Genomic DNA, 12,424 nt, shown 5'->3' with positions numbered 1-12,424 from the left:
AACGAGTTTTACAAACTTGATAGTTCAAGAGATTCATAAAAAATGTGGATTTATATATCACAGGTTCAAATGCATTATTGTCTATAAGGTTGGCAGATACGATATAAAGGGGAAACAATACCTCGCTAAGGGATCAAAATATGACGTCGCTGATATTGGACCTCGCTATTTTCTTTTGGGAACGAAACATACAGATATGGGGCACATCCTTGAGAATATCGTTTATCTAGAGCTTTTAAGAAGAGGCTATGAAGTCTATGTAGGCAAAGTAGGTGACGCTGAGGTTGATTTTATCGCGGTTAATGCTGAAGGACAAACGTATTACCAGATTTCTCAGACGGTGATGGAAGAGCAGACACTAAAAAGGGCGCTTTCATCGTTAGGTGCCATTAAGGACCATAATCCGAAGTATCTTCTTACGATGGACTACACATGTGGACAATTTAGACGAATTAAATTCATTTGAGACTAGATGTAATTCATCTAAATTAGCAAATGGGATAGAAACAAAAATTCATACTTACAAGGATGGTAGCACATTATCAGTTGTTTCAGAAGAAGTTGTTTCAGCAAAAAAATAATAATGTTTTTGGAGCATTAAAAACTGCTGTAAATTCAAGTTCAACAAAAACATTTACTTATTATCATACGAATATTTTTGGAATAAAATCAACGGCGTATACAGTTACGATTACGACGTCTTATGTGAGTGATATGGCAAATGGGTATATTATAACTATGCATGGTCAATATACTATTTCAAATAATCTTTACAGTTGCAGCTGGGATAACAGTTATTCAAATACTTCAATTAGCCATATGCTAGGCTTAAACTCCTACTATAATGGAAATAGTGGTTTTTCAGTTTTTTCAAGTTTTTATAACACATTAAACGGGATGTTAAGTATATCTGTAACTAATTATTAATAGTTAGGAAGGGTGTTATGTCTAAAAAAAAATTAATCATGGTATTCTTAGTAGTTATTGTTATTGTTGTTGTTGTTGTTGGCTTTATTGTTATAAAACCACGGCATGTTACCACCGGTGAAGTATCCACAAACCCAACTGGTCCAGAAGACAATACTGTAGTATTGACAGAGAATTCACATGAAAATTATATGAATTATGTTCATGAATCTATTTCTAAAAATTATGAAATAAGTGAATTTGTATTAAATAATCAGGGACAAATTATTCTTTCGATAAAGGATACTCTTGATGATAAAGATATTGCATATATTAAAGCTAGTATGGATGGTCTCGATGATCTCTATTGGGGGTATAAAGAAGGTGAAGAAAAAGTCGAAGTAATGCTGAGTTATAATGATAGCACTGAAGCTTTTTTTATTCAAAAAAATATTGAGGAAAACTAATGTAAAGAAACAGCTCTAGGGCTGTTTCTTTTAAAATTAAAGTTCTAATTAGATTGATCAAATATAAAGTGTCAAACACTTTAAAGAATATCATACATCAGATGATTACATTAAGGAAAGTATATGATAAAACAATTCAAATCTTTTTTAAGTTCTGAGTAGATGTCGTTAAATCTACTCTTCTAATATTTTGAGGAAGAGAAATAAAAAAAATCCTAATCATTTTATTTTGATAAAACAAAATAAAAATTGAATTCGCTAAAAAATTTTGTTATAATAAAATAAAAAGGGGGTATTGTTTTGATTATTAGAGAAGCATATTTAAAAAGAATCAGACCATTTTATGAAATGGATCTCATAAAAGTCATAGTTGGAATCCGTCGGTCAGGGAAATCAGTTTTACTTAAACAAATTGAAGCTGAGCTTATAAGAAGCGGTGTTGAAGATTCTAAGATTATCTATCTGAATTTTGAGGATTTAGAAAATTCGTTTATTGAAAATGAAATGGATTTACATAAATATGTCAAAGATCAAATTAAAGATCATCAGAAATATTATTTATTTTTTGATGAGATACAAAATGTTATGAACTTTGAAAAAGCAATAAACTCTTTTAGGGCGACCTTGAACTGTAGTATCTTCATAACGGGTTCAAACGCAAAACTACTATCTGGTGAATTGGCAACGCATCTATCAGGTCGATATGTCAGTTTCCTTGTAATGCCTTTTTCATTTAAGGAATACTGTGAAATTAACGCGATAGATAATGATAGAATTTCTGATGATGTCTTTTTTGAATATCTTAATTACGGCGGTATGCCTCAACGATTTTTAATGAAAACGGAATCAGAAACAAAAGTGTATCTTAAAGATTTATATAATTCCATCGTTTTGAGAGACATTGTTCAAAGGAGTAAGATTAAAGATGTAGACATATTAAATAGAATCGTTGAGTATATGGTTATGAACACGTCTCAAACATTTTCAGCAAAATCCATCTCAAAGTATTTTGAAAGTGTAAACAGAAAAGTCTCAACTGAAACGTTATATGCATATCTTGAATTTATAACATCGTCGTTAATAATGAATAAAGCTGTTCGATATGATATAAGAGGAAAGCAGGTTTTGACGAGATCGGATAAATATTATTTGACTGATCTAGGGCTTTCAAAAATCAATAACACAGGATTTAAGACTGAAATTGGTGCATTAATTGAAAATGTTATTTACAATGAACTGATTTATCGTGGATATGAAGTTTATGTTGGAAAAACAACAAACGGTGAAATCGATTTTGTTTTAATGGATGGAGATCAGCGCAGTTATTATCAAGTTGCCTATTTGCTCGCAGATGAAAATGTTGTAAAAAGAGAGTTTGGCGCATACGACTCAATAAATGATAATTTCCCCAAATATGTATTATCATTAGACAAATTGGATTTTTCTAGAGAGGGCATTAAGCATATAAATATTATTGATTTTTTACTTGATCGATAATTTGAATCTGCCACTATGTCTAAATACAGGTTGAATCCCTTTGCGTGCTTAACCGATCGCTATAATCAATTATTATACGACTACTCCTAATATGAAAATAAGTAATATCTATTGTGTCAAGTGGGTTTCTTAGGTAAAATACAAAGGTTGTGAGTACAGGAAACCTATGAAACCATGACAAGTATGATAACCGAATGGACATACGGATTGATTAAGGGGAGGCACGTAATGAAATTTAATAAAATAATAAGCATAATACTTGTATTGGTAGCTCTATTTTCTTTAGCTGGCTGCAGTACAAAAGCGAGTGAAGCAGAAAATACTGCTGTGGAGAGTACACCGGCAAATAGCGAAGAAAAAGTCGCTGAAGTACAAACAGAGGCACCAGTCGCTGACTTGGAAGATAAGGTAGTCATTTATTCTACACATGGTGAAGACATGCTAGAACTTGTAGCGATAGCATTTGAAGCAGAAACAGGTGTTAAGGTTGAATTTATTAATCTTAAAGGTGAATTAGCAGAACGCGTTCGCGCAGAGAAAGAAAACCCACAATCAGATGTTATGTATGGAGGCGCGTCTTCAATATTCATGGAATTAAAAGCAGATGATTTATTTGAGGCATTTGAACCCACTTGGGCAAGTACACTGAATCCCTTATTTAAAGATAGCGAAAACTATTGGTTTGGTACCATTCAAACACCTGTAATGCTGTTTTACAACAGCGAAGTTATAGCGCCTGAAGATGCGCCTAAAGATTGGGCTGACCTTACAAAAGAACAATTTAAAGATCAACTTGTTTTTAGAAATGCTCTGTCATCATCAGCAAGAGCAACTTATTCAAGTTTGCTACAACAATTTGAGTTGACTTCAACTTTAGATGCTGGCTGGGATTATATGAAACAGTTAGATCAAAATACAAAACAATATTATGGTAGTGAATCCTTAATGTTTCAAGCTGTTGGTCGTAAAGAGGCAAGTATAAGTTATGCACCCTTAAATTCGATTATAGATAATAAAGTTAATAATAGTATGCCACTGGAAGTTGTAAATGCAGTCAGTGGTTCACCGATTATTACAGACGGTATTGCAGCTATTAATAATGCGCCACATCCAAATGCAGCAAAAGCATTTGTCGAGTTTGCTGGAAGTGCAAAAGTTCAAGCAATGCTTGCAACCGAATTTAATCGTATGCCTACAAATCCAGAAGCGTTAGCAACTTCACCAGAATGGATGGGGGCATTTGAGATTAATGCAATGAACGTAGACTGGGCTGATTTAGCAAGTAAACAATCTGAATGGATGCAAAAATGGGATACAGAGATTAAAGATAGCCATAAAGATGTTGAAAAATAATTTAAAACTCATGTAAAATATGAAGATAAGAAGCGGCTATAAGCTGACTTCTTATCTTTTTATGTTACAATAAAATGAAATGAAATGAAATCATAAAAAAAGAGGCCATACATGGAACTGTTATCTCTGAAAAATATAGAAAAAACATATGAGCAAAAGTGTGTTTTGAATAAAGTTAATCTGTCCATTAAAGAAGGGGAGTTTTTTACTTTTTTAGGACCTTCAGGATGTGGCAAAACGACTCTTTTACGCATTATTGCTGGGTTTGTTCAAGCGGAAAAAGGCACCGTTACATTTGAAGGGAACAACATGACGAACACACCTGCAGAGAAAAGAAATGTAGGCATGGTTTTTCAAAATTATGCGCTGTTTCCGTTTATGAATGTATTTGAAAATGTGGCATACGGCTTAAAAAACAAGAAAGACAGTAAGCAAACGATCCTGCAACAAGTGACCAAATACTTAAAACTGGTTAACCTTGAAGGCTACGAGGCAAGAAATGTTTCAGAACTTTCAGGGGGCGAACAACAGCGCGTGGCACTTGCCAGATCGTTGGTAATGCAACCGAAGTTATTGTTGTTAGATGAGCCGCTATCAAACTTAGATGCAAGACTTCGAGATAAAATGAGAATGGAGTTAAAAGAGATTCAAAGTCAATTAGGAATAACAACCCTATTTGTGACCCACGATCAGACAGAAGCTTTAACCATGTCGGATCGGATTGCAGTGTTTGATCAAGGCAACTGTGTCCAAGTGGGAACACCCTATGAAATTTATACGGCACCTGCTAATGTTTTTGTTGCCAATTTTATTGGAGATACAAATCTGTTTAAGGTTCAGATAGAAAACAACAAGGCCGTATTAAACTCAACTGTGTCTTTGGACTTGTGTAAGGATTCACTTGGTGAATATATATCTATCAGACCACAAGATATTACGATTTCTGATAAAACAGAGGGGAGCCTTAATACATTAAGTGGCATCGTGAAAAAAGTAAGTATGAGTGGTCCACTCATTGAATACATCGTAACTGTTGAAGCCTTAGAACTAAAAGTAATAAAGCTCAACACAATTGGGGCCGAATATAAAAGGGGACAACAAGTCTATTTAACCTTAGAACCAAGATGTATTAAAATTTTGAATGAATAAGAAGGTGCTCGTAACCATGGAAAAATTGCATCATAAATCAAGTTTTTTAAAGGTTGCCGTGATCAGTTTGCTACTTTGGAGCTTAGTTGGCTTTATTCTTTATCCTGTCCTTAAGACCTTTCAGGTAAGCTTAATCACGGAAGATGGTTTATCAATCCGCCATTACATTCATTTTTTTAATACTCAATCTTATGTGATTGCGCTGAAAAATTCGATTATACTGGGTGTCTTAACAGTTGTCGTCTGTGGCTTTATCGGCACCTTATTGGCATTCTTGGTTCATTTTTTTGAGATGCCGTTTAGAAAAACAATCGATAAGTTGCTATTATTGCCCATTGTTCTACCGGGGCTCGTGATTGTGTTTGCGTTTGTTCAATTGTATGGCGAAAGTGGCCTTGTTACGAAAACCATTCAAACCCTTCAAACCCTTTTAGGACTAGATGAAATTCCTTTTAAGTTGTCAGGACTAAGCGGTATTCTTTTTATTCACGCTTATACGCAGTACATTTATTTTTATGTTAATGTGTCCATTGCAATCAGACATATAGATCGTTATACCATTGAAGCGGCTCGAAACTTAGGGGCCACCAAGTGGCAAATTTTGACGACAATCATTTTGCCTTTTATTAAGCCAGCGATAATTGCGTCTAGCATTATCACGTTTATGACTGGTATTGGTTCCTTTTCAGCCCCAAGCATTATTGGTGGCAGCTACAAGGTCATGACGACTCAGATTTTACTCTCCAAAGCAAACAATTATATGGATATTGCAGCGACACAAGTGATCATCTTAACGTTCGTCTCCTTTATGTTTCTGGGTGTTATGCGGCATTATGAGAATAAATGTAGATTTGAATCCTCTGTTAAAGGTGTAGGCATAAAGCCTCAGAAAATCAACAATCCAGTGGTTAAAATGATCTTAATGATATTGGCATTTTCATTAGTCCTTTTTATTCTTTTGCCAATTGTAACGGTTTTTATGCTTTCATTTGTTAAACCTGGGACATGGATGATTGAGATCTATCCAAAAGAATTCTCAATGGCAAATTATATCAAAATATTTACGAAATCAAGATCATTAGCGCCTTTTATCAATAGTTTTATAATGGCCCTTTTAACGGCAATACTTTGCATCGCCATTGCAACGCCAGCTTCTTATATCATCGTCAAAACGAAGTTCAAATTTAAAATAATGATAGAAGCTTTAATTATGATGCCATGGGCGATTCCCGCAAGTGCGATTGCCATCAATATGATTAATGCCTTTAATCATCCGACGCCATTTACTGGAAATCAAATACTCGTCGGAGAATATATACTCTTACCGATTGCCTATTTTGTGAGTCAAGTACCACTGATGTTTAGAACGACGACAATATCCTTTCAAAACTTAAACAACACTTTTATAGAAGCGTCCAAAAGTCTCAGAGGCAGCTCTTTTCAAACCATTAGAAAAGTAGTGCTCCCCATCATTACCCCTGGTATAATGGGCGGGACGATGCTCATTGTTATTCGCAGCATTGGCGAATATACCATATCCACCTATTTATATACAGTCCAAAATAAACCGATTTCCATTGCAATGGTGAATGGCATATTTGAATATGAAATAGGTTTAGCCATGGCATATGGGGCGTTAGTAGTTGTATTTGCACTGGTGGCGAGTGTATTTATAAGCAAAATCCCCAAATATTAAAGGAGCAGTATATGAAAATAGAGACAATAACGAATAGCTATAAAGACAATAATGAAGATATACATGGCAAAACAGAACATGCCTTTTGGATCATTGATGGTGCATTACCACTGAGCAAAGCTAAGTTTACAAAAGAGAGTAGCGATGTGATTTGGATGGTGCATTGGTGGCATCGTTATTTGTCTAATCATCTAGAACAATTTAATAAAAGCATTGTGACTATTCTAGAAGAGGGCATGGTATTGTTGAATACAGAATTCTCTCAATATGCTGACATCAGTAATTTGTCTAAGTTAGACCGTGCATCGGCAACCATAGCGATTGTAAGAATAAATAGTGGCTTTGTAGAAAGCTATGTTCTAGGGGATTCAGAAATCAATATTCGGACTCAAGAGGGTAAGATCAAAACGATAATTGATGAAAAAATTGAAGCACTAGATCAAGAAGTGATTGACATGATTTTTAATAATAAAGAACGGAAAAATTGTATTGCGTTTAATGGGTATACAGATGAAGAATTAAAAGTACTCAGGCAGAACCGAATGAAAATGAATTCCAAAGAGGGCTACTACATCTTAGAACATGACATAGAGGGCATTAAGCATGGTATTTACTCAGAAATAGAGCTGTCAAAAATTCAGGATATATTGATGATGAGCGATGGTTACTCAGCCATATATAGCAAATATAAGAAGATGACCTTAACTCAATTGATGGATAGCTGTAAATCGGAGGGTTTAGAGGCAGTCTTAAATCAGATTAGAAGTATCGAAGATAATGATGTTGATTTTACGGCATATAAGCGTTTAAGAGTACATGATGATGCAACTGCAATCTACATTGACCTTTAAAATGAATTACAACAAATAACAATAGATTGGAGGGTGAGTATGAATACGGCCTATCTTAGAACCTATATTGAAGTGGTAAATTTAAAGAGTTTTTCAAAAGCTGCAGAAAAATTATTCATATCGCAACCTGCTGTGACAAAACAGATCAAAAGTCTTGAGAAGGATTTTGGTATTGTGCTCTTAAAAAGAAGTTATAATGATATTATTCCTACTAAAGAGGGCAAAGAAATTTACAAGTATGCAACTACAATTTTGAATAAAGAAGAAGAAATTTTTGCAAAAATGGTCCAAAATGAAAATTCAATTTCGGGTGAATTGACCATCTGTTCAAGCACATTACCCGCTAACTATCTACTGGATGAAATCTTACTTGATTTTTCAACAGAATATAAAAATATCACTTACAATATTAAAAAGATGGATTCCTCAAAAGTTTATGATGCCGTAGAATCCGGCAATATAAGTTTTGGCTTCACAGGCATACACGTTAAAAAGAAAAACATTGAAAGCATTGAAATTGCTAAGGATCAACTGGTTCTCGCTGTTCCTGCTCATAAGTTCAATCACCTCGATACGATGGAAGTCAGTTTGGAATTCCTACTTGAGCAAGATATTTTGATCAGAGGAACGGGTTCTGCAACGCTCAAGACCTTTGAAGAAGCTATGAAGCTTGAGCACTATGCCATCAAAGATTTCAAAATAAAAGCAATTGTTGAGGACAACGAAATCATTAAAAAAATGATATTAAAGGGCATTGGTGTATCCATCATTTCTAGGCTGTCGATTGATAAAGAAGTCAATGAGGGGTCAATAATGCCATTAACAATTAAAGGGATCAACTTAACGAGAGGCATTTATTATATCTATCATAAAAATAAATATTTTTCTAATATTGATGAGAAATTTAAGAACTTGGTTTTAGAAAAGTTCAACGGTAATACATCGGAGGTATATAGATGAACAATGGGAATATCATGTATACGAAAACAAAACTAATCGATGAATCTGGGGAAGAAAAAGACATTCTTACTTTCGGTCCGCTTTGCATTTTGCCAGATTATCAGAGAATGGGGTATGGCACAAAACTTGCGTGGTACAAATGGTGAAACTTTAAATGGGAGGGATACCATGATACTTATTCAAGCCGTAAAAATAATCGGAAATTTTGAATTCACTGAAGGCGACATCCTTTTGGGTGGCGAACAGATACTCGCAATTGGTGCGGATATTAATACGAATACGTTGCCTGATATTCAGGTGGTTGACGGACGCTCATTAATTGCAGTGCCTGGTTTCATTGATGCCCATGTACATGTTTGTGGCGGGGGTGGAGAGGGAGGCTTTTCAACGAGGACTCCAGAAATACAGTTGACAGATTTGACAATAGCAGGCGTTACCACAGTTGTGGGCTGTCTTGGTACCGATGGCGTTACTAGGAGTCTTGAAGGGCTCCTAGCAAAGATTCGAGCCTTAGAGTCTGAAGGTATTAACGCCTATATGTATACTGGGAATTATCGGATTCCCCTTTCGAGCATGACGGGTTCAGTCATGCGGGATTTAATCCTGATTGACAAGGTCATAGGGGTGGGAGAAGTGGCGCTTTCAGACCACAGGTCCTCGCAGCCGACCTATGATGAATTTCAACGATTAGCTGCAGATACAAGGGTTGGTGCCATGTTGGCAGGGAAAACGGGAATCATCAACATTCATCTGGGAGATGGATCCCGGATGCTGGAATTGGTGGAACGGATTTTAGATGAAACGGAGATTCCGATCAAGCACTTCTTCCCGACACATATGAACCGTAATCCAGAGTTGGTTGAGAAAGCCATGGATTATGGTAAACGTGGAGGCTTGATTGATTTTACGACCTGCACTAATGCTCAGTTCATTGAAGAAGGTGAGGTGCCTGCGGGAGAGGCCATGGCCCGTTGTTTGAACGCGGGTGTTGCAGTGGATCGAATTAGTTTTTCCTCCGATGCTCAGGGTAGTCTGCCAGTGTTTGATAGTAAAGGAAATTTGATGGTAATCACTGTTGGGAAGCCCACTTCACTTTATGGTGCCGTCCGCGATGCCGTAGCCTTGGGCGTGCCTTTTGAAACTGCCATTCAGTCAATTACCTCAACTCCTGCCGCTCTGCTTGGGCTCAAGAACGTTGGCCGGTTGGAGGTTGGGTGCCTGGGAGATGTGGTCTTGGTCGACAGGGAGAGCCTTGAGATTGTCCATGTGTTTGCGAAAGGACGGCAGATGACGGCAAACGGAAAGCCACTGGTGCGTGGAACCTTTGAATGATGTGGCGTAGGGATTAAAAGAGAGTGAGGGTGCAGATGAAGACAGTGACATTATTCACAGGAACTGAATCAACGAGGCTTGAGCTAATGGCACAGCTAGAATCGATACTTCAGGGTGTTGTTGAGATTGAAAGCTATGCCATAAATAATGGTCTGAGCAAGCGGGTGTCACCGGATTTGGTGGTATTGTCCACAGACTTGATCTGCTCGGAGGCTGCACCTTGGTTCGATGCTTCTTGTCCCTGTATTACAGCACGGCGAACTCTAAATATGACGCGGCTTGATGAGCTCTTTGCCATTCCAGTGGGACAGAAGTTACTACTGGTGAATGACGCTCAAGAAACCGCAGAAGAATCTGTGGCGTTGATTGCCAGTCTGGGACTTACCCATTTCGAGATGATACCATACTACCCAGGATGTGGCATCACAGGGGGATTAGAGCGCGCCATAACCTTGGGAGAACTGGATCTAGTGCCAGATTTCGTAAGTCGAGTCATTGATATTGGTCCCCGAATCATTGATCTGACAACGGTGGTTGAAATTCTAGAGCGGTTGGACTTGCTAGATGAAAAGGCAAATCTGGTATCAGCCCGTTATTTTGAAACCATTATTCGTCTGCATCGGCAGCTCTATCAATCTATGGAGGAAAAGGGTCGGCTTAACACCTATCTCATGCAGGTGCTGGACGGCGTCAATGACGGGATCCTAGGCTTTGATAGATCGGGTAGAATCACTATGTTTAACCAGCGCTGTGAGGAAATTTTCGGGTTGAATCACCGAAAAGCGGTAGGAAGATCAATACAGCACTTCTTCAAATCGGAGGAAGTGGATTTTTTGCTGAATTCTGAAGATGGCGCGGATCTGGCCTTCGTATTCAACCAGCGTGAGTATATACTAAATCGGTTTACCGTGGAGACAAGGGGGGCCATCGTCAGTACCATCCGGGACAGTGCTGAGAAAGACCGTATGCAACTGACCTTGAGAAGAGATCTGCTTCGAAAGGGTCATGTAGCGAAATACAGTTTTGACGATATCCATGGCACTTCGCAGGTTCTTCTGGAGGCCATCAGCAATGCGAGAAAGTTGGCGCGAACAGAGCTGTCGGTACTGATTCAGGGGGAAACAGGCACAGGGAAAGAACTCTTCGCGAGTGCTATCCATAAAGCGTCAGGCCGTTCTGAAGGGCCTTTTTTGGCCGTAAATTTTAGTGCACTACAGGAAGAACTGGTGGAAAGCAAGCTCTTTGGGTATGTAGAGGGCTCATTCACAGGAGCTAGTAAAGGCGGAAAAAGTGGATTGTTCGAACAAGCTGATGGGGGGACCTTATTTTTGGATGAAATTGGAGACATCTCTCTCAGAATTCAGGCTCGTCTTCTACGTGTTCTACAGGAAAAGGAGGTCATGCGAGTAGGCGGAACGGATATCATCCCCATTGATGTCAGGATTATTGCTGCTACTCACAGGCAATTGTCTGAGCTGTGCGCCGATGGCGCATTTCGGGAGGACCTCTATTTCCGTTTGAAACGACTCTATCTTAACATTCCAACACTTCAGGAAAGACGTTCTGATATTCAGACGTTGTTTAAATGGTTTTTGCAGCGGAATAATCGGGAGGCTTTGTCTTTGTCTTCTGAGGTTCAGGCTTTTTTTCAGGCTTACACATGGCCAGGGAATGTGCGGGAGCTAGAAAGCGTGGCAGAGTATCTGGCGGCTGTCTGTGAAAGCCCTGTGATTGGTCTTGAGAATCTGCCACCGGACCTCCTGATGCCAAGGTCTGTGACTACATTAAAGCCGGAACAACCGCCTCTGGAACGAGATGACTTGAGCTTGATCCTACAGTGGATCAAGGAGATGCGTAGCGCTGGACAGCGGGTAGGGCGGCGAAGTTTGGCTCAAATAGCAGAAAAACAGGGGATACCCCTCAGTGAGAATCAAATCCGTAGCCGTCTTGAAAAGCTTGAAGCGCTAGGGAAGATTCGAATTTATAACGGACGCCGAGGGGTTGAGTTAAGTAGTGAGTGATACCAAATCCCAAAGGGTTAAAAGGGTGGATAGGGTGATGAAAAGGGTGGACAGGTTAAAAAACGGGTGACTCCAAACTGACGAAAATTTAGAATTGTAGGATATTTTGGAAATTAACTCAACCGTTAGCTGAATGGGCATTTGAATGAAGAGATTTGATGTTCTAATAAAAAGAGGATACCCCAGGCTTAG

General features: G+C 38.0%; 10 protein-coding genes and 1 pseudogene. All 11 read left to right on the top strand.

What is annotated here, in order from left to right:
* The first annotated feature begins 16 nt into the window (after positions 1–16).
* The 11 genes and pseudogenes from F3D3_RS21050 (at position 17) to F3D3_RS21005 (ending at position 12,232) form a co-directional block, all read left to right on the top strand.
* Complete coding sequence (locus F3D3_RS21050) at positions 17–466, top strand: DUF4143 domain-containing protein (protein ID WP_069876411.1); 450 nt, start codon at positions 17–19, stop codon at positions 464–466.
* Positions 467–944: 478 nt separating this feature from the next.
* Positions 945–1,373, top strand: a complete 429-nt coding sequence (locus F3D3_RS21045; RefSeq protein WP_069876410.1) for a hypothetical protein — start codon at positions 945–947, stop codon at positions 1,371–1,373.
* A 300-nt stretch (positions 1,374–1,673) separates the two neighbouring features.
* Positions 1,674–2,870: an ATP-binding protein gene (locus tag F3D3_RS21040; protein WP_069876409.1), complete on the top strand. Its 1,197-nt coding sequence runs from the start codon at positions 1,674–1,676 to the stop codon at positions 2,868–2,870.
* A gap of 228 nt (positions 2,871–3,098) precedes the next feature.
* The gene (locus F3D3_RS21035) at positions 3,099–4,223 is read left to right on the top strand and encodes an extracellular solute-binding protein (RefSeq protein WP_069876408.1); all 1,125 of its coding nucleotides are present in this window, start codon (positions 3,099–3,101) and stop codon (positions 4,221–4,223) included.
* Positions 4,224–4,334: 111 nt separating this feature from the next.
* A complete protein-coding gene (locus tag F3D3_RS21030; RefSeq protein ID WP_069876407.1) occupies positions 4,335–5,372 on the top strand; it encodes an ABC transporter ATP-binding protein in 1,038 nt (345 codons plus the stop codon).
* 16 nt (positions 5,373–5,388) lie between these two features.
* Positions 5,389–7,068, top strand: coding sequence for an iron ABC transporter permease (locus F3D3_RS21025; RefSeq protein WP_069876406.1), 1,680 nt, complete (start codon positions 5,389–5,391; stop codon positions 7,066–7,068).
* An 11-nt stretch (positions 7,069–7,079) separates the two neighbouring features.
* Complete coding sequence (locus tag F3D3_RS21020; RefSeq protein ID WP_069876405.1) at positions 7,080–7,919, top strand: protein phosphatase 2C domain-containing protein; 840 nt, start codon at positions 7,080–7,082, stop codon at positions 7,917–7,919.
* Positions 7,920–7,958: 39 nt separating this feature from the next.
* Entirely contained in the window at positions 7,959–8,879 is a 921-nt protein-coding gene (locus F3D3_RS21015) for a selenium metabolism-associated LysR family transcriptional regulator (RefSeq protein WP_069876404.1), read from the top strand.
* A 5-nt stretch (positions 8,880–8,884) separates the two neighbouring features.
* Positions 8,885–9,022 (top strand): annotated as a pseudogene (locus F3D3_RS23555) (N-acetyltransferase); the annotation flags it as partial.
* A gap of 25 nt (positions 9,023–9,047) precedes the next feature.
* Positions 9,048–10,211 carry a beta-aspartyl-peptidase gene (gene iadA, locus F3D3_RS21010; protein WP_069876403.1) on the top strand — a complete coding sequence of 388 codons (1,164 nt, stop codon included), beginning with the start codon at positions 9,048–9,050 and terminating at the stop codon, positions 10,209–10,211.
* 35 nt (positions 10,212–10,246) lie between these two features.
* Positions 10,247–12,232, top strand: a complete 1,986-nt coding sequence (locus F3D3_RS21005; RefSeq protein WP_069876402.1) for a sigma-54-dependent Fis family transcriptional regulator — start codon at positions 10,247–10,249, stop codon at positions 12,230–12,232.
* Positions 12,233–12,424 lie beyond the last annotated feature (192 nt).

The organism is Fusibacter sp. 3D3, from assembly GCF_001748365.1.
GTDB lineage: Bacteria > Bacillota > Clostridia > Peptostreptococcales > Acidaminobacteraceae > Fusibacter_A.
The sequence above is the reverse complement of the archived record's forward strand: the minus strand, read 5'-3'. Positions and strand labels throughout refer to the sequence as shown.